Source organism: Paraburkholderia xenovorans LB400, assembly GCF_000013645.1.
Taxonomy (GTDB): domain Bacteria; phylum Pseudomonadota; class Gammaproteobacteria; order Burkholderiales; family Burkholderiaceae; genus Paraburkholderia; species Paraburkholderia xenovorans.
The window spans coordinates 1,827,946-1,851,702 of record NC_007952.1 but is presented as its reverse complement, the minus strand read 5'-3'; the positions used below and the strand labels follow the sequence as shown (position 1 = coordinate 1,851,702).

At 65.5% G+C, this 23,757-nt stretch carries 18 protein-coding genes and 2 riboswitches; of the genes, 12 read left to right on the top strand and 6 right to left on the bottom strand.

Annotated elements, in window-relative coordinates:
* Window positions 1-93: 93 nt before the first annotated feature.
* Window positions 94-241: riboswitch (guanidine-I (ykkC/yxkD leader) on the bottom strand.
* A 90-nt stretch (window positions 242-331) separates the two neighbouring features.
* Window positions 332-700, bottom strand: a complete 369-nt coding sequence (locus BXE_RS30170) for a MarR family transcriptional regulator (protein WP_011491910.1) — start codon at window positions 698-700, stop codon at window positions 332-334.
* A 157-nt stretch (window positions 701-857) separates the two neighbouring features.
* On the opposite strand from BXE_RS30170, the gene BXE_RS30165 reads away from it, so the two are divergent.
* The 11 genes from BXE_RS30165 to BXE_RS30115 all read left to right on the top strand — a co-directional run bounded on the left by BXE_RS30165 (window position 858) and on the right by BXE_RS30115 (window position 15,600).
* Window positions 858-1,763, top strand: a complete 906-nt coding sequence (locus BXE_RS30165) for a sugar phosphate isomerase/epimerase family protein (protein ID WP_011491909.1) — start codon at window positions 858-860, stop codon at window positions 1,761-1,763.
* The gene (locus tag BXE_RS30160; RefSeq protein WP_011491908.1) at window positions 1,760-2,821 is read left to right on the top strand and encodes an isopenicillin N synthase family dioxygenase; all 1,062 of its coding nucleotides are present in this window, start codon (window positions 1,760-1,762) and stop codon (window positions 2,819-2,821) included. Before BXE_RS30165 ends, BXE_RS30160 begins: the two co-directional genes overlap by 4 nt.
* 455 nt (window positions 2,822-3,276) lie before the next feature.
* A riboswitch (guanidine-I (ykkC/yxkD leader) is annotated at window positions 3,277-3,409 on the top strand.
* A 57-nt stretch (window positions 3,410-3,466) separates the two neighbouring features.
* Window positions 3,467-4,222 carry an urea amidolyase associated protein UAAP1 gene (locus BXE_RS30155; protein WP_011491906.1) on the top strand — a complete coding sequence of 252 codons (756 nt, stop codon included), beginning with the start codon at window positions 3,467-3,469 and terminating at the stop codon, window positions 4,220-4,222.
* Window positions 4,223-4,233: 11 nt separating this feature from the next.
* Window positions 4,234-4,890, top strand: a complete 657-nt coding sequence (locus BXE_RS30150) for an urea amidolyase associated protein UAAP2 (protein WP_011491905.1) — start codon at window positions 4,234-4,236, stop codon at window positions 4,888-4,890.
* The gene (gene uca / locus BXE_RS30145) at window positions 4,887-8,504 is read left to right on the top strand and encodes an urea carboxylase (RefSeq protein WP_011491904.1); all 3,618 of its coding nucleotides are present in this window, start codon (window positions 4,887-4,889) and stop codon (window positions 8,502-8,504) included. Before BXE_RS30150 ends, uca begins: the two co-directional genes overlap by 4 nt.
* Window positions 8,495-10,003 (top strand): allophanate hydrolase, encoded by a 1,509-nt coding sequence (locus tag BXE_RS30140; protein ID WP_011491903.1) that lies wholly within the window; start codon window positions 8,495-8,497, stop codon window positions 10,001-10,003. Before uca ends, BXE_RS30140 begins: the two co-directional genes overlap by 10 nt.
* Window positions 9,990-10,961, top strand: coding sequence for an ABC transporter permease (locus tag BXE_RS30135; protein WP_011491902.1), 972 nt, complete (start codon window positions 9,990-9,992; stop codon window positions 10,959-10,961). The genes BXE_RS30140 and BXE_RS30135 overlap by 14 nt, the downstream gene beginning before the upstream one ends.
* Before the next feature lie 59 nt (window positions 10,962-11,020).
* A complete protein-coding gene (locus BXE_RS30130; protein WP_011491901.1) occupies window positions 11,021-11,935 on the top strand; it encodes an ABC transporter ATP-binding protein in 915 nt (304 codons plus the stop codon).
* Between the two features lie 238 nt (window positions 11,936-12,173).
* The gene (locus BXE_RS30125; protein WP_011491900.1) at window positions 12,174-13,379 is read left to right on the top strand and encodes a GNAT family N-acetyltransferase; all 1,206 of its coding nucleotides are present in this window, start codon (window positions 12,174-12,176) and stop codon (window positions 13,377-13,379) included.
* 83 nt (window positions 13,380-13,462) lie between these two features.
* Window positions 13,463-14,140 (top strand): heavy metal response regulator transcription factor, encoded by a 678-nt coding sequence (locus BXE_RS30120; protein WP_011491899.1) that lies wholly within the window; start codon window positions 13,463-13,465, stop codon window positions 14,138-14,140.
* Window positions 14,140-15,600, top strand: coding sequence for a heavy metal sensor histidine kinase (locus BXE_RS30115; RefSeq protein ID WP_011491898.1), 1,461 nt, complete (start codon window positions 14,140-14,142; stop codon window positions 15,598-15,600). Before BXE_RS30120 ends, BXE_RS30115 begins: the two co-directional genes overlap by 1 nt.
* Before the next feature lie 60 nt (window positions 15,601-15,660).
* On the opposite strand, the gene BXE_RS30110 is transcribed toward BXE_RS30115, so the two are convergent.
* The 3 genes from BXE_RS30110 to BXE_RS30100 are packed head-to-tail and all read right to left on the bottom strand — an operon-like array spanning window position 15,661 to window position 21,675.
* Complete coding sequence (locus BXE_RS30110) at window positions 15,661-17,118, bottom strand: efflux transporter outer membrane subunit (RefSeq protein ID WP_011491897.1); 1,458 nt, start codon at window positions 17,116-17,118, stop codon at window positions 15,661-15,663.
* A 32-nt stretch (window positions 17,119-17,150) separates the two neighbouring features.
* Entirely contained in the window at window positions 17,151-18,410 is a 1,260-nt protein-coding gene (locus BXE_RS30105; RefSeq protein WP_011491896.1) for an efflux RND transporter periplasmic adaptor subunit, read from the bottom strand.
* A gap of 19 nt (window positions 18,411-18,429) precedes the next feature.
* The gene (locus BXE_RS30100; protein WP_011491895.1) at window positions 18,430-21,675 is read right to left on the bottom strand and encodes an efflux RND transporter permease subunit; all 3,246 of its coding nucleotides are present in this window, start codon (window positions 21,673-21,675) and stop codon (window positions 18,430-18,432) included.
* Window positions 21,676-21,985: 310 nt separating this feature from the next.
* On the opposite strand from BXE_RS30100, the gene BXE_RS30095 reads away from it, so the two are divergent.
* Window positions 21,986-22,264, top strand: a complete 279-nt coding sequence (locus tag BXE_RS30095; RefSeq protein ID WP_011491894.1) for a DUF4148 domain-containing protein — start codon at window positions 21,986-21,988, stop codon at window positions 22,262-22,264.
* Here BXE_RS30095 and BXE_RS46695 read toward each other — a convergent pair.
* Window positions 22,259-22,429, bottom strand: a complete 171-nt coding sequence (locus BXE_RS46695; RefSeq protein WP_007177302.1) for a hypothetical protein — start codon at window positions 22,427-22,429, stop codon at window positions 22,259-22,261. The genes BXE_RS30095 and BXE_RS46695 overlap by 6 nt on opposite strands.
* A 130-nt stretch (window positions 22,430-22,559) precedes the next feature.
* Window positions 22,560-23,705 carry a substrate-binding domain-containing protein gene (locus BXE_RS30085; RefSeq protein WP_040124705.1) on the bottom strand — a complete coding sequence of 382 codons (1,146 nt, stop codon included), beginning with the start codon at window positions 23,703-23,705 and terminating at the stop codon, window positions 22,560-22,562.
* Between the last annotated feature and the right edge of the window lie 52 nt (window positions 23,706-23,757).

Genomic DNA, 23,757 nt, shown 5'->3' with positions numbered 1-23,757 from the left:
GCGCGGAAACTGCACGGGACAAATGTGCACGGGATCGATGTGCACAAGACAAACGCCGGCCACGGAGAGGCACGATAGACATTGCTATCGCCAATCTCCCGGGCTTTTGTCCCGCCGTGTAGTGCCACCGGCCGTTCGTGTCCGCAGTGGAACCTGCAAGCGAAGCAATCGAACCTGTCGGCGCACCGGGCTGCTCTCGGACCAGACGTTCTCTCGAACCGGAACCCTAGCATCCCTAAGATGCGACGCTGCCGCACCTCTCGGCCAGTTATCTAGCGAGAAATATGCCAGTGGATTTCGCGCCAGGGTTTATGCGGACGCGGACGCACTGTCAATCCAGCGCCGCGAACCGTTGATGCACGTAAGCCAGAAACTGCTCCAGCCGCTCTCCGATCGGCGCCGTGAGGCTCACCTGCCTGATGCGGCGATCTTCGGCGGAACTCGTCTCGAGCAGCCAGCCGCGGTCGATCAACTCCTGAACGTAGCGCACGGCGGTACGGCGGCTCACGCCCGGCATGAACTCGTAGAGCGCCGTCTTGGCGAAGTAGTCTTCCGGGTCCACCCACATGCGGCAGAACAGATCGCTGTAGTTCAGGTCGTTCAGGCCGAGATCGCCGAAATGCGCCGACCACTGCCAGTCCATGTCGAGAATGGCGCGCGCGACAGCCTGACCTTTGGCGCGGGCAATTTTCTTCTTCATCGATTCACCACGAGGAGGAGGGCTGCACAGTTTAAGTGCTAATCGAGCCGCAAATCGGGCGTGCCCGGATTTTTGCACGGCCATGCAAGGATAGTTTATTGACGCGCGAATTTAATAGGTACTATTACATGCAATTTTGCATGTAAATGGAGAGGCGATGAAATTCGAATTGTTCAAGACGTTCTGGGGATTCGACGGCGGTCCGCGCGATGCCGCGCCGCTGGTGCGGGCCGCGGGCTTCGACGGTATCGAAGCGCCGGTGCCGCCCGGCGGCGCGGCGCGCGACGCTTTTGCGCAGGCCATCGCGGACGAAGGCCTCGGGTTCATCGCGGAGATCACGACGGCGGGCAGCTATGTGCCGGAGCGTTCGGCCACGCCCGCCGATCATCTGCGGGACCTGGAGCAGAAGATCGTCTGGGGCAAGCCGCTCGAACCGCGCTTCTTCAATGTGATGGCCGGTTGCGACGCATGGCCTGCCGCGACGCAAGTGGACTTCTTCACCCGCGCGGTGGAAATCGCCGCGAAGCACGACGTGATCTGCAGTTTCGAAACGCACCGCGGGCGTTCGTTCTTCAACCCGTGGATTACGCGGGATGTCGCGCGCGCCGTGCCCCCGCTCAAGCTGACCTGCGACTTCAGCCATTGGGTGTCCGTCTGCGAGCGGCTGCTCGACAGCGAGTGGGACACGATCCTCGAACTTGCGCCGCATGCGCATCATCTGCATGGCCGTGTCGGCTATCCGCAAGGTCCGCAGGTGCCGCATCCGGCGGCGCCGGAGTACGCGGATTGCCTCGCCTCGCATCAGCGGATCTGGGAAGCGCTGTGGAGCGCGCAGATCGGGCAGGGCTACACGGTCACGACGATGACACCGGAGTTCGGCCCTGACGGTTATCTGCACACGCTGCCGTTTACGAATGCGCCGGTGGCCGATCTATGGGAGATCAATACATGGATGGGCCGCGAGGAACGGCGCCATCTGGCCGCGTTTCTTGCCGGGCGCGGCGCGCAGCAATCGCAATCGCATTTCAACCCGCAGGCCGCCCAGGCGTCACTTCTCTCATGAGCTCAACCCATACCGGTTTTAAGCACTTGCCTATCGTCGATGTCAGCGGCCTCTTCAGCGACGACATAGACCGCCGACTCGCCACCGCCCGCGAACTGGATCGCGCCGCACGCGAGGCCGGGTTCTTTTACGTCACCGGCCATCAGGTGTCGCGCGGACAGCAGGGCGCGCTGATCGAGCAGGCCAAACGCTTCTTTGCCGCCGGGCACGACTGGAAGATGCGCTATTACATCGGCAACTCGAGCGCGCATCGCGGCTATGTGCCCGAAGGCGAGGAAGTCTTCGCGGGCGGCAAGCGCGACAGGAAGGAAGCGTTCGACACAGGCCGCGAACTGCCCGCCGACGACCCCGACGTGATTGCCGGCACACCGATGCTCGGCTCGAATAGCTGGCCCGAACAACCGGGTTTTCGCGAGGCGGTGGGCGGCTACTATGAAGCGTCGTTCGAACTCGGCCGCGCGTTGTTTCGTGGCTTTTCGCTCGCGCTCGGCTTGCCCGAGCAGCACTTCGAGCGCTATCTACGCAAGCCGCCGAGCCAGTTGCGCCTGATCCACTATCCGCTCGATCCGTCAGCCGAAGACCGGCCGGGCATCGGCGCGCATACCGACTACGAGTGCTTCACGATCCTGCTGCCGACCGCGCCCGGTCTCGAAGTGATGAACGGCAGGGGCGAGTGGATCGATGCGCCGCCGGTCGGAAACGCGTTCGTCGTGAACATCGGCGACATGCTGGAAGTGTGGACGGGCGGCACCTATGTCGCGACTTCGCATCGTGTGCGCAAAGTGCGGGAGGAGCGCTATTCGTTCCCGCTCTTTTTCGCCTGCGACTATCACACGGTGGTCGCACCGCTGCCGCAGTTCGCGACACCCGAGGCGGTGGCGAAGTATCCGCCCGTGTCGGCGGGCGACCATCTGTACGCGCAGACGGCACAGAGCTTTACCTATCTGAAGGCGCGTCTCGAACGGGGAGAACTCGTGTTGCCCGACGGATCGAAGGCGCTGGCGAGCTTCGGCCAGCAGGCGCGTTATGCAAGCGCGGAGCAGGATGCTGAAGGCTGAGACAAGACGCGCGCGGAGCGGATGGCAGAGCCTGAATGCGCAGCGTCACGACAACAGCGCCGCTTGGGCTACGAGCGGCGCTGCTGTTTCTGCAATTCGATGAAACGTGCCGACATGAGGGCGTAAAGTGCGCGGCGAATAGCGGCAAGCGTCGGCATGGTCGGGTCGGGAAGGGAGTGGACGTGGCGCGTTGATACGCACACACCATGCCATCGCCCGAAGCCGGCCCGAGCGTGCCGCACGAGAAGATCGAGCCCAATCATGGTGCTCCGCGCATTCAAGTGGTGCGCGTTCACCAGCGGCGCTGGTGCGTGAGCGATCCACCCGCGCTCGGAGCGACGAGGCCGCCTTCATATCCAATCCCTTGCCACGCCGCACTTGCCGCAATCGCGACGGGACACTGGCACACAACTCGCTTAGCGATACACCGAGAGGTGCGAAGTAATTTGCATCATCTTCAGGATCGCTAGGGTTCCGGTCGGACGCTTTCATGCGCACGATGCCTGGTCCGAGAGCAATCCGGTCTTGCCGTTCACCTTCTTTCAAGGCGCCGGCGAGGCTCCACGGAGGGATAAAAGCCCGGGAGGTCGCGATGTCGGTCAATCGCCCTCTCACGCTTATTCCCAACCGATACCTGGAGCCTCCATGTCGACGCAAATCCCAGTCGATCTCGCACCGATCCCGCATGTGGCATGGGAAACGGTGATTCCCGCCGGCACGCACTGGTCCGGCGTGCTGCGCCGTGGCATGGCGTTGCGCGCCGTCGATAGCGAAGGCGGCGCGAATCTGGCCGCCGTGTTCCACCGGCACGACGAACCGCTCGAACGCTACAACATGGCCGATACGCTGAAGGCGCAGCACACCGCGCATCTGACGCGCGGCCACGTGCTCTACTCGGACATGGGGCGCGTGCTGGCGTCGATCACGGCCGATACGCTCGGCTGGCACGATCCGCTCGGCGGCGTCGGCGACGCGCAACTGTTCGCGAGCAAATACGGCGTGGCCCGCTATCAGCAGCATCGCAACGCGATGATCCGCAACGGCCGCGACAGCCTGCTGCTCGAACTGGCGAAGCATGGCCTCGGCGCACGCGATCTCGTCGCCAACATCAACTTCTTCAGCAAACTCGCGATCGGCGAGGACGGCGCGCTCAGCTTCGTAGCAGGCCATTCGCCGGCCGGCGCGGCGTTCGATCTGCGCTTCGAAATGGATACGTTGGTCGCGTTCTCCACCGCGCCGCATCCGCTGAACCCTTCATCCGAATACGAACCGAAGCCCGTCAAGCTGATCGCGTACCGCGCGTATGCAACCGACGCCTGCGTACCGGCCGACGATTTCTGCCGCTCGGCGTGTCCCGAGAACGAGCGCGGCTTCGTCAACACCGACCGTCTGTTCGTTTAAGGAGACCCGCTATGCCTATTATCGAAAGCAAGCTCGAACTCCGTCATGCGGTCTACGACCTGACGCTGCCTTCGGGCGAACCGTGGCTGCATGAAGTCAAGCGCGGACAGGTGTTCCGCATTCTCGACCTGGAAGGCAATCAGGCGGTCGACACGCTGTTCTACAACAGCGCCGATCCGCTCGAACGCTATAGCGCGCAGGACACGATCCGCGCGCAGCGCAATCTTTATCTCTCGGCCGGCAGCGTGCTGATGTCGAACCTCGGCAAGCCGATGCTGACGATCGTGGCCGACACATGCGGCAGGCACGATACGCTCGGCGGCGCGTGCGCGGCCGAAAGCAATACGGTGCGCTATGCACTCGACAAGCGTTACATGCACAACTGCCGCGACAGCTTCCTGCATGCGATCACGCATTGCACCTGCGGCGTGGGCACGCAGCTCGGCAAGCGCGACATTGTGAGCAACATCAACTTCTTCATGAACGTGCCGGTCACGCCGCCCGGCAAACTGACGTTCGAGGACGGTATCTCCGCGCCGGGCAAGTACGTTGAAATGCGCGCCGACGTGGACGTGACAGTGCTGATTTCGAACTGCCCGCAGTTGAACAATCCGTGCAACGGCTACAACCCGACGCCCGTGCGACTGACGATATGGGATGCGCAATGAGATTCCGCAAAGTCCTGATTGCCAATCGCGGCGAGATTGCCTGCCGCGTGATTCGTACGCTCAAGCGTCTGGGCATTGCGTCGGTCGCGGTGTATTCAGAGGCCGATCGCCACGCCATGCATGTGATGCTCGCCGATGACGCGGTGTGCATCGGCCCCGCGCTCGCGGCGCAGAGCTATCTGAACAGCGCGGCGATTCTCGATGCCGCGCGCGCGTGCGGCGCCGACGCCGTGCATCCCGGCTACGGCTTTCTGTCCGAGAACGCCGCTTTCGCGCAGGCTTGCGACGACGCGGGAATCCGTTTCATCGGCCCGACCCCGACGCAGATGCGCGAGTTCGGCCTCAAGCATACGGCGCGTGAACTGGCGCGAGCCAACCACGTTGCGCTGCTGCCGGGCACCGGCTTGCTGCCCGACGTGAGCGCGGCGTTGCGCGAGGCGGAGTCGATCGGCTATCCCGTGATGCTGAAAAGCACCGCGGGCGGCGGCGGTATCGGCATGTCGCTGTGTCGCGACGCGGCGCAACTGGAGAGCGTGTTCGCTTCGGTCGCGCGGCTCGGCGAAGCCAATTTTGCCAACGCCGGCGTCTACCTCGAAAAGTTCGTCGAGAACGCGCGCCATATCGAAGTGCAGATTTTCGGCGACGGCCACGGAGGCGTGATCGCCCTCGGTGAGCGCGACTGCTCGGTGCAGCGGCGCAATCAGAAGGTGATCGAGGAAACGCCCGCGCCCGGTTTGACGCCCGCGGAACGCAGCGCGCTGCATGCGAGCGCGGTGCGCCTCGCGCAAGCCGTGAAGTACAAGTCGGCGGGCACGGTCGAGTTCGTCTTCGATGCCGATACGCGGCAGTTTTATTTCCTCGAAGTGAACACGCGGCTGCAAGTCGAGCATTGCGTGACGGAAGAGGTCACGGGTATCGATCTGGTGGAGTGGATGATTCGCGAGGCCGAGGGCGAACTCGCGCCGCTCGATACGCTCGCGCCCGTGCCGCGTGGTGCAAGCATCCAGGTGCGTCTGTACGCGGAAGACCCGCACAAGCAGTTTCAACCGAGCGCGGGCGTGCTGACGCATGTCGCGTTCGCCGCCGCCGCGCGAGCCGACACCTGGGTCGATGCGGGCACGGAAGTCAGCGCTTTCTACGATCCGTTGCTGGCCAAGCTGATCGTCAAAGGCGGGACGCGCGAGGCCGCGCTTGCGGCACTGCGCGCCGCGCTGGAAGAAACGCAGCTCTACGGCATAGAGACCAATCTCGACTATCTGCGCGCGATTGCCGGCTCGGCGACGTTTGCACGCGGCGAGCAGACCACCGCGTTCCTGTCGCGCTTCATGTTCGCGCCGCACACCATCGACGTGCTCGACGGCGGCGTGCAGACAACCGTGCAGCAGACGCCTGGACGCACCGGCTATTGGGACATCGGCGTGCCGCCATCGGGTCCGATGGACGATCTGTCGTTTCGCCTCGCCAACGAACTGCTCGGCAATCCCGCCGATGCCGCAGGGCTCGAATGCGCGATGGTCGGCGCCACGTTGCGCTTCAATACCGCGACGCTGTTCGTGCTGGGCGGCGCGCCGCTCGCCGCCACGCTGGACGGCGCGCCGGTCGCGCTCTGGCAGGTCACGCGCGCGCCGGCCGGTTCCGTGCTCAAGCTTGGCGGCGTGACGGGCGCCGGCATGCGCGCGTGTCTTGCGTTGAAGGGCGGCCTGCAAGTGCCGGATTATCTGGGCAGTAAGGCGACTTTCACGCTCGGCCAGTTCGGCGGCCATGCGGGGCGTGCGCTGCGCAAAGGCGACGTGCTGCATCTCGCGGACGGTGCGGGCCGCGGCGAAGCGGGCGCGCAACTGGACGCGGCGCGCGTGCCGGAGATGACGCACGACTGGACGCTCGGCGTGCTGGACGGCCCGCACGGCGCGCCCGATTTCTTCACACCCGACGACATCGCGATGCTCTACGGCACGCGCTGGACCGTGCACTACAACTCCAGCCGCACGGGTGTGCGCCTGATCGGCCCGAAGCCGCAATGGGCCCGCACGGACGGCGGCGAGGCTGGACTGCATCCGTCGAACATTCACGACAACGCGTATGCGGTCGGCGCGGTGGATTTCACCGGCGACATGCCGGTGATTCTCGGCCCTGACGGTCCGAGCCTCGGTGGTTTCGTGTGTCCGGTCACCGTAGTGGGCGAAGAGTTGTGGAAGCTCGGGCAATTGCGGCCCGGCGATACGGTGCGCTTCGAACGCATGCCGGTCAAGGCGGCGCTCGCCGCGCCAAAGCATGTGGCTCAGGCCGGCGACAAGGGCCACGATTGCATCCTCTATCGCGATCCCACGGCAGGCGAGGGCACCGGCGTGGTGTATCGCCGCTCCGGCGACCAGAACGTACTGATCGAATACGGCCCGCTCGTGCTCGACCTGAACCTGCGCTTTCGCGTGCATGCGTTGATGAACTGGCTCGACGCACACCGGCTGCCGGGCATCATCGATCTGACGCCCGGCATCCGCTCGCTGCAGGTGCATTTCGACCACCGCGTGCTCTCGCACGACACCTTGCTCGCGCATCTGCGGCAAGCCGAGCGCGAACTGCCCGCCATCGACGAGATGCGCGTGCCGAACCGCATCGTGCATCTGCCGCTCTCGTGGGACGACCCGTCGACGCGCATCGCGATCGAGCGCTACATGCAATCGGTGCGGCCCGACGCGCCGTGGTGTCCGAGCAATATCGAGTTCATTCGCCGCATCAACGGGCTGAACAGCATCGACGACGTGAAGCGTATCGTGTTCGACGCGCGCTACCTCGTCATGGGCCTCGGCGACGTCTATCTCGGCGCGCCGGTCGCGACGCCGCTCGACCCGCGCCACCGGCTCGTCACCACCAAATACAACCCGGCGCGCACGTGGACGCCGGAGAACGCGGTGGGCATTGGCGGCGCGTATCTGTGCGTGTATGGAATGGAAGGGCCGGGCGGCTATCAGTTCGTCGGCCGCACCGTGCAGATGTGGAACCGCTATCGCACCACGCGCGAGTTCGAAGCGGGCAAGCCCTGGCTGCTGCGCTTCTTCGATGAAATCCGCTTCTACGAAGTCAGCGAAGCCGAACTGGCCGAACTGCGCACGGATTTCATCGCGGGCCGCGCGAGCCTGAAGATCGAGGAGTCCGTGTTCGACCTCGGCGCGTACAACCGCTTCCTGAAGGACGAAGCCGGATCCATCTCCGCATTCAAGAGCGCGCAGCAAGCCGCGTTCGACGCGGAGCGCGAGCGCTGGAACGCCGCCGGTCATGCGGAATACGTCGGCGAAACGGGTGGCGAAGCGGATGGCGATGCAGCCGCCGGTGCGGCGGCGAACGACGCGCTCGCAGCCGGTCAGCAAGGCATCGTCGCCGACGTGTCGGGCAGCGTGTGGAAGCTGCTCGTGAGCGAAGGCGAGCGCGTGAGCGACGGCCAGGTGGTTGCGATCGTCGAGTCGATGAAGATGGAAATCTCTGTCACCGCGACTGGCGACGGCGTGATCGAAGCGATCGATTGCGCTCAGGGCGCGGCGGTCGTCGCGGGGCAACGTTTGATGGTGATGCGCGCCGGCATTGCAGCCGACGCCACCGAGGAGGCCACATGCAAATGAAATCACACGACGATCTGTTCCAGTCCATGTCGATCGCCGGACTACACGCGCGCTACCGCGCCGGCAGCCTGACGCCCGCGCAACTGATCGACGCGATCGCCGCGCGCACCTCGGGCGACGACCCGCATCATGCGTGGATCCGTCCTTTGAGCCGCGACGAGATGATGCGTTACGTCGACGCACTGGAAGGCCGCGACATGGGCACGTTGCCGCTGTACGGCATACCGTTCGCCATCAAGGACAACATCGATCTCGCCGGCATTCCGACCACGGCCGCGTGCCCCGCCTATGCGTACACGCCCACGGTCAGCGCGCCGGTAGTCGCGCGCCTGATCGCCGCCGGTGCGATTCCGATTGGCAAGACCAACCTCGATCAGTTCGCCACGGGTCTGTCCGGGCAGCGTTCGCCGCACGGCGCGTGCCGCAACGCGCTCGATCCGCGCTATGCGTCGGGCGGTTCGAGTTCCGGCTCGGCGGTTTCGGTCGCGCTCGGGCTGGCGGCGTTTTCGCTGGGCACCGACACCGCGGGTTCGGGGCGCGTGCCCGCGGCCTTTCACGGCCTGATCGGGTTGAAGCCGACCAAGGGTTTGTTGAGCACGGCAGGCGTGGTGCCCGCGTGTAAATCGCTCGATTGCGTGTCGATCTTCGCGCGCTCGGCGGACGACGCGCAGCGCGTGTTCGACGCCGCGCGGGGCGTCACGGAAGGCGACCCGTATGCGCGGGAATTCCAGCCGCCGCAAGCCGTGACTCAAGCAGTGACACAAGCCGTGACGCAAGCCGTGACGCAAGCCGTGGCGCAACCCGGTGCGCAACGGTCGCTGCGCGGTGTGCGCTTCGGCGTGCCGCGCGCGAACCAGCTCGAATTCTTCGGCGACACATCGTACGCGCACGCTTTCGACGCCGCGCTAACGCGCTTGCGCGCAGCCGGTGCCGAACTGGTCGAGATCGATTTCGAGCCGTTCCTCGCCACCGCGCGGCTGCTCTACGAAGGACCGTGGGTCGCGGAGCGGCTCGCCGCGATCCGCCAGTTCGTCGACACGCAGCCTGACGCGCTGCATCCGGTGATCCGCGAGATCATCGGCGGGGCGGCGCGCTGGAGTGCGGCCGATGCGTTCGCCGCGTTCGACCGCCTCGCGTTCCTGCGCATGCAGGCCGCCGAAGTCTGGCAGCGCATCGACGCGATCGTCACGCCGACCTCGGCGACCACCGCCACCGTCGACGAACTGGAAGCCGACCCGATCCGCGTGAATTCGCGCTTCGGCTACTACACGAACTTCGTGAACCTGCTCGACCTGTCCGCGCTGGCGGTGCCGGCCGGCCTCTGTGCGATCGGCAGACACGCGGGCCTGCCGTTCGGCGTGACGTTCGTCGCGCGCGCGCATGAAGACGCGATGCTGCTCGATCTGGCGCGCGCGTGGCACGGCGAAACGGCCACCGCCTCACCGTCCGCGGATGACGCAACCGAAGTCTGCTCCGGAGAATCACATGGCCGTCATTGACAGAACCGAATGGTTCGCGGTGCGCCGCGAACTTTCCGTGCGCGGCAAATGGCTGTTGGGCGCGGGCTCGTTCCTGTTGCCGCTCCTCGTGTGGTGTCTGGTCAGCTACGTGCCGTTCATCTGGCATCCGCAAATGCTGATCGCGAGTCCCGGCAGCGTCGACTATTTCCAGCCGGGCATGCGCGTCGACAAGGACGTATTCGCCGACGAACTCAGCCACGCGCGCGAAGCCCATACGGCCCTGCCGGTGGGCGAGCCGGTCAACCCGGTGTATCTGCCGGCGCCCCATGAAGTGCTGCGCGCGTTCTACACCGCGTTCACCACGCCGCCCGCGTCGCGCGACGGTGTATGGCTGCATCAAAGCCTATGGCACAGCATTCAGGTGATTTTCTGGGGCTTCGTGCTGTCGTCCGTGATCGGCGTGCCGATCGGCATTGTGTGCGGCACGTATAGCGCGATTGCGCGTTTGCAGGAGCCGTTCTTCGAGTTCTTCCGCTATTTGCCGGCGCCCGCGTTCGGCGCGCTGATGGTGGCGATCCTCGGCATCTACGACGGCCCGAAGATCGCGATCATCGTGATCGGCACGTTGTTCCAGCAGGTGCTGATCGTGGCGAACACCACGCGCAAGCTCGAATACGGCCTGTTCGAAGCCGCCATGACGCTCGGCACGAAAAAGCTCAAGCTGCTCACGCACGTGGTGATTCCCGGCATTCTGCCGGATCTGTATCGCGATCAGCGCATTCTGCTCGGCTGGGCTTGGACCTATCTGATCGTCGCGGAACTGGTCGGCACCAGTTCGGGCATCACCTGGTACATCACGCAACAGGCGCGCTACACGCATTTCGAGAACGTCTACGCGGCGATCATGATGATCGGCATCATCGGTCTGGGCACCGATCTCGTGCTGGCCTGGCTCGGCCGCAAGCTGTTTCCGTGGGACCGCACGCTCAAGGCGTAGCGGACGGTTTCATGACACGGTTTATCGCCTGTACAGCACAGCATTCAAGGGATTCCATCATGTTAAATCCGCAACCGATTCCGTCGTACCTGATCCAGTCCGAAGCGGTGCGCGAACGTTTCGACCGCCTGAAGTCGCGTGAGGTGATTCTGGAGGTGCGCGAACTCGGCAAGCGCTTCGAGACGGCGCAAGGCGAGTGCACCGCGCTCGACGGCATCAGCTTCAAGACGCACCGGCGCGAGTTCGTCTGCGTGATCGGACCGTCGGGCTGCGGCAAGTCCACGTTGATCCGCATTCTCGCCGGACTGGAGCGGCAAACCAGCGGCAGCGTGCTGCTCGACGGCAAACCCGTGCAGGGGCCGGGCGCCGACCGCGGCATGGTGTTCCAGGGCTACACGCTGTTTCCGTGGCTGACGGTCAAGAAGAATGTCATGTTCGGTCTGAAGATGAACGGCCACGCCACCCTGCATGCGGAACGCGAGGCGCTGCAATGGCTGGATCTGGTCGGCCTGACGAAATTCGCCAATGCCTATCCGCATCAATTGTCGGGCGGCATGAAGCAGCGTGTGGCGATTGCCCGCGCGCTCGCCAACCGCCCGCGCATTCTGCTGATGGACGAGCCGTTCGGCGCACTCGACGCGCAAACGCGCGCGAAGATGCAGACGCATCTGCTCGATATCTGGCGCAACATCGACGTGACCGTGCTGTTCATCACGCACGATCTGGACGAGGCGATCTTTCTGGCCGACCGTATTCTGGTGCTGAAGGCGAATCCGGGCGAAGTGCAGGAGTTGATCGAAGTGCCGGTGCCCCGGCCGCGCGATTACTCGCAGGTCACGTCGCCGGAGTTCGTGGCCACCAAGGCACGGCTCGAAGCGTTGATCCATCCGCCCACGGAAAGCCACGACGACGAGGACGACGTGGTCAAGCCGCACATGATCCGTATGACGGATATCGCGGACAACGTCGAGTAGAGCACCACTCACGCCCGCGCACCCGCCGGCGGCGCCGCCACGTGCGCCTTCCGGCGCTGCAATAGCGGAACCGCCGTCACGCCGCATTGCAGCGTACGCCGCCGCACACACCTTAACCATGCGTCGGAGCATGCTCATGTCACCCGCTCCAGTCGGCGCCGGCGGGGTCCGGCGTCCGCGCTTTCCCCACTGACCGGCTCGGGAACAAAAAACACGACACGCTACGGTGTGAGGCGACATGGACGAGACAACCCGGATCACTCGGCGCTACGACGTCATCGGCGACGAAGCTGAATTTCGCGCGCTGCAGCCCGAATGGGACGCGCTATGGTCAAAAGCGCAAGGCTATTGCTATCAGTCGTTCGCGTTTTGCTGGCTGGCATGGAAGCACGTGTCGAAGCCGCATGGCCGCAAGCTGAAATGCATTGTGTGCCGCGAAGACGGAAAGCTGGTGATGATCTGGCCGCTCGAAGCGGTCAAACGCTCGCTGTGGACCTATCTCGTGCCGCTCGGCCCGCAAGGCGGCGACTTCACGAGCGTGCTGGTCGAGGCCGGCGCAGCCGCCGCGGCGCGCGTGGCGGGCGCGTGGGAGACGGCGCGCCGGCGGTGCGGCGCCGACTTCATCCACCTGCCGTACGTGCGTGAGCGGCTCGAACTGCACGCGCTGGTGATGCGGGAACGCAGGATCCTGTTCAGCGAGGCGCACAACGCGTCCGCCGCCCGGTTGCGCGGGCAGGGCAGTTGGGACGCGTACTGCGGGACGCTCGGCACGCTGTTCGGCAAGCGGCCCGGCGGCTTCGCGAAGAAGTTGTCGAAAGAAGGCACGGTCGCCGTGCGCACGCTCGACCCGGCGGAAGAAAGCGAAACGGCATCCATCATCGAGTGGATGTTCAAATGCAAACGGGCGTGGAGCGATCGCGTCGGCAAACGCAGCGTATGGCTCGATTTGCCCGAGTTCGAGCGCTTCCTGGGCAAGCTGATCTATTCGGGCGAGGTGCCCTCGATGGCCCGCCTGATCGTGGTCACACTGGACGAAACACCGGTGGCCGCGATCATCGCGAGCGTGGGCAATCCGTGGGCGAGCGCGATCTTTGCCGGCTTCGACCCGCACTACGGCAAGTTCTGCCCGGGTCTGATCGCTGTGGAGCAATGCGTGAAATGGGCGTTCGACAGCGGCTACGACCTCGATTTCGGCGTCGGCACCGAAGACTTCAAGGCGTACTGGTCGCGCGGCGAAGCGACCACCGCGTGGACCGTGCAGACCATCAATTCGAACTGGGGCCTCGCGGCGATTCGCGCGCGGCGCCTGACCCGTGAACTGATCGGCCGGGCGAAGAAGCTGCGGCACGCCGGTGCCGCGGCGCCGCATGCGGGGGAAGACGGGGCGCCGCTCGCGCCTGCCATGCAGGCCTCTGCGGAAGCGGGCGGCGCGCACCCTGAGTAAGCGCGTGAACATTACCGGATCGTAATCACGCGCCCAAGTGCTTGACGGTATGATTTCACCGTCAACGCAAAGCGGAGCAACCGATGCGAATCCTGGTGATCGAGGACGAGCTGAAAACAGCGGCCTATCTGAAGAAAGGCCTGGAAGAATCCGGCTACGCGGTCGACGTGGCGAACGACGGCCCTCAGGGGCTGATCCTCGCCCTCGAAGAAGAGTACGACGTGATCGTGCTCGACGTGATGCTGCCCGGCATGGACGGCTGGGGCGTCGTCAAGACCTTGCGCACCACGCGCACCACGCCCGTGCTGTTCCTCACCGCGCGCGACGACGTGGACGACCGCGTACGCGGCCTCGAACTCGGCGCGGACGATTACCTCGTCAAACCCTTTGCGTTCGTCGAATTGCTGGCCCGCGTGCGCACGCTGGCGCGCCGCGGGCCGCCGCGCGAAAGCGAACTCATCAAGGTAGGCGACCTGGAAATGGACGTGAACCGCCGGCGCGTGAAGCGCGGCGGTACGCGTATCGACCTCACGCCGCGTGAATTCTCGCTGCTGCAACTGCTCGCGCGGCGTCAGGGCGAGGTGCTGAGCCGCACGCAGATCGCGTCGTACGTGTGGGATATGAATTTCGACAGCGATACCAATGTGGTCGAAGTCGCGATCCGCCGCTTGCGCACCAAGATCGACGACAACTTTTCCGTCAAGCTGATTCACACCGTGCGCGGCGTGGGCTATGTGCTCGAACTGAAGGACACGGCCTGATGCGCGGCCGCTCGCTCGCCGCGACGCTGGCGCTGGCGTTCGGCGCTACGACGCTGGCGGTTTTCGTGCTGGTCGGCAGTTTTCTGTATCTCGCGCTCGAAAAGCAGATCAAGGCGCAGGACAATCTCGACATCGTGCTCGCCGCGCGCCATGCGCGGCGGCTCGCCGAGGAACTGGACACGGCGCAGGGCATTCGCGACCACAGCGAGCGCTTGACCAGTATCGTGCTGGGCAACGAAGCCATGTCGATGGAAGTGTTCGATCCCGACGGCACGCGGGCGATCGAACACAACATCGCCGGCGTGCTCGCGGCGCCGGATGCGGCGAGCGGCGCCGCAACGCTGGCGGCGTTGCCGCCGCTCACGCGAGTGGCCGCGACCGAGCGCATTGCGGAGGCCGATATCGGCGACTGGACCGGCCGCAACGGCGCGCCGATCCGCGGCATTCTCACCGACGCGCGGCTGCGCGACGGCGACACGGCGAGCGTGCTGGTGGCGCGCAACATGAGCGACCGCTGGCTGTTGCTGGACCGTTACCGCGACAAGCTCAACCTGGCGGGCGTGGCCGGCGTGCTGCTGGCCGTGCTGCTCGGCTACCTGCTGATTCGTGCCGCGCTGCGGCCGTTGCGCGATATCGCGGCGAGCGCGAGCCTCGTCACGGTGAATCGCCTGCATACGCGAATCGCGGTGGCGCGCGTGCCGAGCGAACTCGACACGCTGGTGGCGGCGTTGAACGCGATGCTCGAGCGCGTCGAGCACGGTTTTCAGCGTCTGTCGCGTTTCACCGCCGACCTCGCACACGACATGCGCACGCCGCTCAGCAACATGCGCGGCGCCGCTGAAGTCGCGCTGGCGCGGCCGCGTTCCGTCGACGAATACGAATCGGTGCTCGCGTCGAATCTGGAAGAGTGCGACCGGCTCTCGAAGATGATCGAGAACGTGCTGTTTCTGGCGCGTGCCGAGCATCCGCAGTTCGTCAAACATATGCGTGCGTTCGACGCGGGCGAGGAGTTGGCGCATATCGCCGACTACTTCGAAGGGATTGCCGAAGAAGCGAATGTGCGTGTGCGCGTCAGCGGCGCGGCCAGTCTGACGGCGGATCTCGAACTGTTCCGCCGCGCCGTGAGCAATCTGCTCGCCAATGCCATTCGCTATACGCCGCCGGGGGGCGAGATCGCGCTGGACGCTAGCGAGTCGGCCGACGCAGTGCGCGTGAGCGTGGAGAACCAGGGGCAGCCGATTCCCGCCGAGCACATCGAACGGATTTTCGACCGCTTTTACCGGGTCGATCCGTCGCGCAGCGCGCTGCCGTCGGCGGGGTTGTCGCAAGGGTCTTCCGGGTCCACGGGGCTCGGGCTCGCTATCGTGCGCACGATCATGGAACTGCACGGCGGGTCCGTGCACGCCGAGAGCGATGCACGGAGCACACGGTTCGTGTTGACGTTCCCGCGCAGCGCGTGAACGCGCCGGGGCGGCCTTGAGTTGACCTTGAGTTGACCCTGAGTTGACCCTGAGTTGTCACTAAGCCGCACCCGCCGCGCCGCTGCTGCCATTGCCCCACGTCCCGCCCAACGCCTCCAGCAACAGCACACTCGACTCCAGCTGCCGCGCGGCGATCTGATCCGCGATCCGCTGGTTCGAGAGCGCGATCGTCTGCGCCGTGACCACGTCGAGATAGCTGACCGCGCCCGCGTTGAAACGGTTCGTGGTGAGCCGCAACGACAGATCCGCGGCGGTGGTGGCGCGCTGCTGGCTGACGGCTTCGTCGGCGAGGGAATGCAGCGCGGAGAGGTTGTCTTCGACCTGCTGGAACGCCACCAGCACCGACTGACGATAATCCGCCACGGCGCCGTCGTATTGCGCGGTGGCGCCGTGCAGGCTGGCCTTGCGTTTGCCGCCGTCGAACAGCGTGCCGGCCAGTTGCGGACCGAGCGACCAGAACAGGCTCGGCGCGCTCAGCCACGGCGCGAAAAACGAGCTTTCGAGCCCCGCGCTCGCGGACAGCACCAGGTCCGGGAAAAACGCCGCATGCGCGACGCCGATCTGTGCGTTCGCCGACGCCACGCGCCGTTCGGCGGCGGCGATATCGGGGCGCCGTTCCAGCAGTTGCGACGGCAAGCCGGGCGGAATCGCGGGCGGCGTCACGGCCGAGCCGTTCGGCGGCAGCGTGAAGCTCGAAGCAGGCTCGCCGATCAGCGTGGCGATGGCGTGCTGCATCTGCGAGCGTGTCACGTCGATGTCGGTGTCCTGGGTGCGCGTCGCTTCGAGTTGCGTCGTGGCCTGCGCGACGGCGGAGGCGTCGATCGCGCCGTTTTTCAGCTGCTGCTGGAGGAGCTTCAACGCGGCGGCGTAGGCGCTCACGCTGTCGTCGAGCAGCTTCTTTTGCGTGTCGAGCGAGCGCAGCGAGAAATAGTCGATGGCCAGATCCGCGCTCATCGCGAGGCGCACGCCTTCGAGGTCCGCTTCGCTCGCCTGCGCGTCGGCCTGCGCACCGTTCACACTGTCGCGCACCCGACCGAACAGATCCGGCTCCCAGCTCGCCGCCACGCCCGCCGAATAGTCCGGCACGGTCTTGCCCGCGAGCGACTTTCCTGCGACGTTCTGCGAGGTCCGGTAGCGATCCTGCGCGACACCGGCGGTGATCGTCGGGAAGAAGCCGGCGCGCTGATAGTCCACCATCGAGCGCGCCTGCTGAACCTGCGCGACCGCTTTGCGCACGGTCTGGTTCGATACGTCGATGCGCGCTTCGAGCTGGTCGAGCACCGGATCGTTGAAGATCGTCCACCAGGGGCCGCGCGGTGCGGCGTCGCCTGGCGCGGCTTGCGCCCAGCCGGGCGCGGCGCCCGCATAGTGCGCGGGAATCCCGGCGCTCGGGCGCTGATAGGGCGGCAGGGTCGAGCACGCGCTCAGCAGCGCGCCGATCAGCGTGGCCGCCAGCGCGCGGCGCGGCAGCGGTCGTGACAGAGACAGGGAGAACATCGGCGGATCCTTTCTGGAGGCGGTGGAGGCACTCAGCCGTGCATGGCCGGCATGATCTGAACCATCTGGCCGGTGCTCAGCGAATCGCTCGGGTTGTCGATCACGCGGTCGGTGGCGGCGAGTCCCGTCGTGATCTCCACGTGCGTGCCGAAATCGCGGCCGATATGCACGGTCTTCAGCACCGCGCGGCCATTGCTGTCGACCACCGCGACCATCACGCCGTCCGGCCGGAACAGCAGGGCGCTGACGGGCACATCGAGTGCCGGCGTGGCCGATTGCAGTTGCAGATGCACCTGCGTGTAAGCGCCGGGCATCAGCGCGCTGTCCTTGTTGTCGACGTCCACCTCGACGCGCAGCGTGCGGCTCGACGGATCGATCGAGCCGGTGCTGCGCGCCACCTTCGCGGGGATGCGGCGGCCCGGATACTGCTGGGCGCTCAGATAGACGCCGGTGGCCGGCGTGACGTAAGGCGCGTCGTTCTGCGGCACGTCGACGAACACTCGCAGCACGCCGTTCTGCTGGATATGGAATAGCTCGCCCGACATGCCCGCGGCGCCGGGCGTGCCGCCCGCCGTCACCAGTGCGCCGACGTCCACGTTGCGCGCGGTGATCACACCGTCGAACGGCGCGGTGATTTTCTCGTACGAGACCAGTTCGGCGAGATGCGCGACATTGGCCTGCGCCGACGCCAGCATGGCGCGGCGCGCTTCCATGTCGCTGACCTTGGTGTCGGCGTCCTGCTGCGCGACCGACTGGGTCTTCAGCATGTCCTCCCAGCGCTGCGCGGTGGTCTTCGCGTAGTCGAAATTGGCCTGCGCGGTGGCTTCGTCGGCGCGGGCCTGGCGCAGTTGCGCGTCCAGATCGGGCGCTTCGATCGTCGCGAGAACCTGGCCGCTTTTCACCTGCGCGCCGATGTCGGTGTTCCAATGCGCGAGATAGCCGCTCGTGCGCGCGTAGATCGAGGCTTCGGCGAACGGCATCACGGAGCCGGGCAGCAGCAGTTCATTCATGCTCGGCGCGGGGCGCGGCTTGACCACCGAAACGACGAGCATGCTTTGCGCTTGTGTTTGCTCGGTGAGCGCGGCGCTGGCATGAAGGCGCGGCACGATGCCGACGATCAGCAGCGCCACGGCGAGGCCGCCCAGTGCGAACGGCCACAGACGGCGGCGCGGTTTCGCGTGTGGGTCGGGTTCGGGCGCGGGGTGAGCGGCGCTGGCGTGAGCGGTGTGGGTGGTTTTCACGGCCTTGGGTGGCTGCTCACCAAGCCCCGGCTGAAGTGATGAATCGTTCATGGCATAGGTCTCGTCGAAATCAAAGGGTGCGGGCGGGGACGGCGGATCCGGCTTTTTCGCTGCGTGCCGCGCGGCGTTGGTCGAGCCACGCATGCACCATCCCGTAGACGACCGGGACGAACAGCAAGGTCGACATCGTGCCGAGCGCGAGGCCGCCGATCACGGCGCGGCCGAGCGGCGCGTTCTGTTCGCCGCCGTCGCCGAGGCCGAGCGCCATCGGCAGCATGCCGATCAGCATGGCGAGGGCGGTCATCAGCACCGGACGGAAGCGGCTGAAGCCGGCTTCGAGCGCGGCCGCGAGCGGCGGCTGGCCGGCCTGGTGGGCTTCGCGTGCAGTGTTGATGACGAGAATGCTGTTGGCCGTGGCAATGCCGATACACAGAATCGTGCCGGTGAGCGCCGGCACGCTCAGGCGGGTGCCGGTGCTGAACAGCATCCACGCAATCCCCGCGAGCGAGCCCGGCAAGCCGCTGATGATGATGAACGGGTCCAGCCACGACTGGAAATTGACCACCATCAGCAGATAGACGAGGCCGATGGCGAACACGAGGCCGCTTGCGAGGCCGCTGAACGAATCGTGCATGGCCTGCACCTGGCCGCGTACCACGATGGACGCACCCGGCGGCAGTTGCGGCCGGATCTGCTCGACGAGCCGGTTCACGTCCGCCGCCACGCCGCCGAGATCGCGCCCTTGCACCGACGCGAAAATATCGAGCACCGGCTGCACGTTGTAGTGCGAGACGACGGCTTGCTGCGTGCCGCGTGTCAGCGTGCTCAAGGCGCCGAGCAGGTTCTGCGGCGCGGGGCCTGCGCCGCTCGCCGGGAACGAGGCTGCCACCGCGGACGCCGTCGCGCCGCCTTTCTGCTCGACCGGAATATTGGCGAGCGCCTGCAGTGAGTTGATGTCGTACTGCGGCATCATCGCCATGAGCGGATAGCTCACGCCGTTGTGCGGGTCGAGCCAGAAGTTCGGCGAGGTCTGCGAGCTGCCGGATAGCGCGATCAGCAGGTTCTGCGACACGTCGCGTTGCAGCAGGCCGGCCTGAATCGCGCGGGTGCGATCCACGTTGACGTTGATCGCGGGCGCGTCGCCGGGCTGCTGGATGCGCGCGTCGACGAGGCCGCGCACGCCGCGCAGTTGCGCGAGCAGGCGGTTCGCCACCGAGCGGTTGGCGTCGAGCTGGTTGCCGACAATCTGGATGTCGATCGGCGCGGGCAGGCCGAAGTTGAGAATCTGGCTGACGATATCGGCGGGCAGGAAGGCGAACGTCACGCCGGGGAAATCTTTGGTGAGCGTGGTGCGCAGCGTCGCCACGTATAGCGCGGTCGGCTTGTGTTTCGGCGCGAGCGTGATCATCACGTCGGCATCTTCCGGGCCGATCGGGTCCGACGAGTCGTAGGTCAGATTGATGCCGCTCACCGGCACGCCGATGTTGTCCAGAATCGCCGCGAGCTGCTGCTTCGGAATCACGTCGCGCACACGCGCTTCGACCTGGTCGGTGATGCTCGCGGTGTCCTCGATCCGCGTGCCGGTCGGCGCACGCAGATGCAGGCGGATCTCGCCGGTATCCACGGCCGGGAAAAAGTCGCGCCCGGCAAACGGCACTAGCGCGAGCGAGCCGAGGCACAGCAGCAGAAAGATCGCGATAAAGCGCCGCGGACTCGCTATTGCCGCGGCGAGCACGCCGCGATAGCGTTCGCGCAGCAGCTCGAAGCGGTGTTCGAAACCGGCCTGAAAGCGGATCAGGCGCGCAATCGGGCCGTTGCCGGTGACGGGCGCGTTGCCGCGCGCGCGCATCAGGTACATGGCGAGCGTCGGCACCAGCGTGCGCGAGAAGAAGTATGACGCGATCATCGCGAACACCACCGCTTCCGCGAGCGGCACGAACAGATAGCGCGCCACGCCCGAGAGCAGGAACATCGGCACGAACACGATACAGATCGACAGAGTCGAGACGAACGTCGGCACGGCGATCTCGCCCGAGCCGTTCAGGATCGCGTCGTATAGCGGCTCGCCGTTCTCCAGATGGTGCGTGATGTTCTCGATCGCGACCGTGGCGTCGTCGACGAGAATCCCCACCGCGAGCGCGAGGCCGCCGAGCGTCATGATGTTGATGGTCTGGCCGAGCGCGGACAGCGCGATCAGCGAGGTCAGCACGGCGAGCGGAATCGACACCGCGATGATCAGCGTGGCGCGCCAGCTGCCGAGAAAGAGCAGGATCATCACGGCGGTGAGCGCGGCGGCGATCAACGCCTCGCGCGCCACGCCCACCACCGCCGACTTCACGAACACGGACTGGTCCGAGAGCGCGGTGATGTGCAGCGCGCCCGGCAGGCCGGCGGCGATATGCGGCAGCATCGACTTGACCTGCTGGATGATGGTGAGCGTCGACGTGCTACCGGATTTTTCGATGGTCAGGAGCGCGGCCCGTTTGCCGTCGCTGCGCACGATGTTGGTCTGCGGCGCATAGCCGTCGCGCACGTGGGCCACGTCGCGCACATAGACCACGCCGCCGGCCACGGTCTTGATCGGCAGATCGTTGAGCGCCGCCACGGTCTCGGTGCTGCCGTTCATCTGCACGTTGTATTCCTTCGTGCCGATCTTCGCCGTGCCGCCCGGCAGGATCAGATTCTGCGCGTTCACCGCGTTGACCACGTCGAGCGGCGCGAGGCCTTTGGCCTGCAATGCGCGCGGATCGATATCCACCATGATCTGGCGGACCTTGCCGCCGAACGGCAGCGGCACCGACGCGCCTTGCACCGTCGCCAGTTGCGTGCGGATCTGGCTGTTGCCGAGGTCGTAGAGCTGCTGTTCCGAGAGCGTGTTGCTGGACAGGCCCAGTTGCAGGATCGGCACCGTCGACGCGTTATACGTAATGATGTTCGGCGGCAACGTGCCGGGCGGCAGCACGCGCAGGATCGACGCCGAATTGGACGCCGCTTCGGCAATCGCGCGATTGATGTCCGCGCCGGGATGGAAAAAGATCTTCACCACGGAAACGCCGTTCAGCGATTGCGACTCGATATGCTCGATATCGTCCACGTCCGAGGTCAGCGCGCGCTCGTAGTTGGACGTGATGCGATTGGCCATGTCCTGGGCGGAGAAGCCGTTATAGGTCCAGACGATGCTGACCACCGGGATATCGATGTTCGGAAAAATATCGGTCGGTGTACGCAGTATCGCGAGCGGGCCGGCGATAAAAATCAGCACGGCGAGGACCACGAAGGTATAAGGGCGGCGCAGCGCGAGCCTGACGATCCACATGACGGGTTCCTGAGAAGAGGCCGATGGAGGTTCGCGTCGTTGCCATGCGGCGGGACTGCGTGACGCGGGCTTCATGGGTCAGGAGTGTGGCGCGGGGGCGCTGACGGGCTGCCGTCGCCCGGATTACGGTTCTGTTATCCGCGTGGCGAGTCGAAGGGGCGGCGATATGCGCGGCGTCTTGCGGCGTTTCTTCAGGAAGCGATAGATAACAGAACGGTAATCTGAAGGTCAGTGCCCGGACAGGCGAAATGACGACAATGCGAAGCGTGGTCCATGCCACTCATTCATCGCAGCTAACCGGAGAGACATCATGAAATTGCCAGGCGCTATTGCCGTTGCCGCCCTCAGCCTGACGTTCGGCGCCCATGCTTTTGCGCAAACCAGCACGTCAGGGCTGACGCGCGCGCAGGTCATGGCCCAGTTGCAACAGGCGCAGGCCGAAGGCACCGTGCCGACGCACGACGACGACTATCCGCCGACGGCCGCCGAAGTGGCGCGCAATCGCGAACTCTATGCGCTGGAGCACGGCACGCAGGATGCCGGCGCGGTTCGCACGGCGGGGACGCCGGCGCCGGCACCGGCGCTATGAACGGTCGCGGCTGCGAGCCCGTGTCGCGCCGGTGATCACGGCCACGCCGAGCAGAATGACCGCCACGATGGCAATCGTATGTTGAGCGACGTGCATGGCCATCAAGCCCCAGGACACGCCGCCGATCAGAATGATCCAGCCAACCAGATAAATGACCAGGGTCATCGTTTTCTCCTTTTCGAGTCGACTCGGCAGGTCTATCGAGTAGCAGATTTCGCGCCCGATGCCGGCTCGTGCCGCCGGCGTCGGGATGCTGAACGAGAAGAGCGCGATGACGCGGCGCGGCTCGTCGCTGTCAACCGCAAGCCGGCCTGGCTTTCTTGCAGGCATCGGCAAGCTGCGGCGGCGGGTCTTTCTTGAACACCGTCTTATAAGATTCGAGCACGTTCGACTGAACCACCGGCAACGACTGCACGCCGATCCACGCCGGCGGCGTCTGGCCGATCAGCGCTTTCATCATCGCCAGCGCTTCGGCGACGCCCTGGTCGTACGGACGTTGCGAGCCGGTGGCCTTCAGCGGCCCGCCCTTGGCGATCTCGATCGCGGATTGCAGGCCGAGGTCGACCGTCGTCACGGGAATCGTCACGCCTTGCGCGCGCATCGAAGTGAGCGTGTCCAGCGCCGGTTGATCCCATACGGCGAACAGACCCTTCACGTCCGGATTGCCGGTGAGGAAGTCTCCCGCGATCTGCCCGACTTTCGACGGGTCCGTGAAGGCAACCTGCTTGATCTTGATGTCCGGGCGATTCTTCTTCAGCCAGTCGTTGACGGCCTTGGTGCGCTCCGTCGTGCTGAAGTAATCCACGCCGAAGTTCACGAGCCCGACGGTCGCGCCTTGCGGCACGCACGAGGCCAGCACTTTCGCGGCGATCTGGCCGTTGCCTTCGCTGTCCGCCGAGATCATCGCGGCGTATTGTTCGGGATGCTTCAGGCCGGTCGGCACGTTGTCCATGAACACGAGCTTGATGCCGGCCGCGGACACTTTCTTGTAGGTGGCGGCCGTTGCCGTGCCGTCGACCGGAATCGAGATGATGCCGTCCGGATGGCGCTGGATCGTGTTCTCGATGTCGGCGATCTGCTTGTCGACCTGGTATTCAGCCGATGCCGTGCCGATCACTTCCACACCGTACTTCTTCAGCGTGTCGGTAATGCCTTGCACCTGCAGTTGCGACCAGTCGAGGTTCATGGTCTGCATGGAAATGCCGACCTTGAATTTGCCGGCCTTGATTTTGGCGATGTCGGCGTCGCTCAGCTTCACGGCATCCACCGAGGCGGCTTTTTCGCCGTTCGGCCCTTGCCCGACAATCGTCTTCGGACCGATCGATCCCGCCGGCAGGCTGGTCACGCATTGCGCGTAAGCACCCGAAGAAGCCAGGCACGCGGCGGCGGCCGCCGCCATGACACCGGCTAACGCTATTCTCGAACCACGATGCTGTTTCATGTCTCTCCTCCGTTGGTCTTCATCTCTGTGCTTCACGTCTTCAAGTCTTTGC

Excerpts from the sequence above, each read along its gene's own strand:
- BXE_RS30110 (WP_011491897.1), bottom strand. The coding sequence starts at position 17,118 with ATGTTCTCCCTGTCTCTGTCACGACCGCTGCCGCGCCGCGCGCTGGCG.
- BXE_RS30160 (WP_011491908.1), top strand. The coding sequence starts at position 1,760 with ATGAGCTCAACCCATACCGGTTTTAAGCACTTGCCTATCGTCGATGTC.
- BXE_RS30120 (WP_011491899.1), top strand. The coding sequence starts at position 13,463 with ATGCGAATCCTGGTGATCGAGGACGAGCTGAAAACAGCGGCCTATCTG.
- BXE_RS30165 (WP_011491909.1), top strand. The coding sequence starts at position 858 with ATGAAATTCGAATTGTTCAAGACGTTCTGGGGATTCGACGGCGGTCCG.
- BXE_RS30095 (WP_011491894.1), top strand. The coding sequence starts at position 21,986 with ATGAAATTGCCAGGCGCTATTGCCGTTGCCGCCCTCAGCCTGACGTTC.
- BXE_RS30155 (WP_011491906.1), top strand. The coding sequence starts at position 3,467 with ATGTCGACGCAAATCCCAGTCGATCTCGCACCGATCCCGCATGTGGCA.
- BXE_RS30085 (WP_040124705.1), bottom strand. The coding sequence starts at position 23,705 with ATGAAACAGCATCGTGGTTCGAGAATAGCGTTAGCCGGTGTCATGGCG.
- BXE_RS30125 (WP_011491900.1), top strand. The coding sequence starts at position 12,174 with ATGGACGAGACAACCCGGATCACTCGGCGCTACGACGTCATCGGCGAC.
- BXE_RS30140 (WP_011491903.1), top strand. The coding sequence starts at position 8,495 with ATGCAAATGAAATCACACGACGATCTGTTCCAGTCCATGTCGATCGCC.
- BXE_RS30150 (WP_011491905.1), top strand. The coding sequence starts at position 4,234 with ATGCCTATTATCGAAAGCAAGCTCGAACTCCGTCATGCGGTCTACGAC.
- BXE_RS30135 (WP_011491902.1), top strand. The coding sequence starts at position 9,990 with ATGGCCGTCATTGACAGAACCGAATGGTTCGCGGTGCGCCGCGAACTT.
- BXE_RS30130 (WP_011491901.1), top strand. The coding sequence starts at position 11,021 with ATGTTAAATCCGCAACCGATTCCGTCGTACCTGATCCAGTCCGAAGCG.
- BXE_RS30100 (WP_011491895.1), bottom strand. The coding sequence starts at position 21,675 with ATGTGGATCGTCAGGCTCGCGCTGCGCCGCCCTTATACCTTCGTGGTC.
- BXE_RS30115 (WP_011491898.1), top strand. The coding sequence starts at position 14,140 with ATGCGCGGCCGCTCGCTCGCCGCGACGCTGGCGCTGGCGTTCGGCGCT.
- uca (WP_011491904.1), top strand. The coding sequence starts at position 4,887 with ATGAGATTCCGCAAAGTCCTGATTGCCAATCGCGGCGAGATTGCCTGC.
- BXE_RS30170 (WP_011491910.1), bottom strand. The coding sequence starts at position 700 with ATGAAGAAGAAAATTGCCCGCGCCAAAGGTCAGGCTGTCGCGCGCGCC.
- BXE_RS46695 (WP_007177302.1), bottom strand. The coding sequence starts at position 22,429 with ATGACCCTGGTCATTTATCTGGTTGGCTGGATCATTCTGATCGGCGGC.
- BXE_RS30105 (WP_011491896.1), bottom strand. The coding sequence starts at position 18,410 with ATGAACGATTCATCACTTCAGCCGGGGCTTGGTGAGCAGCCACCCAAG.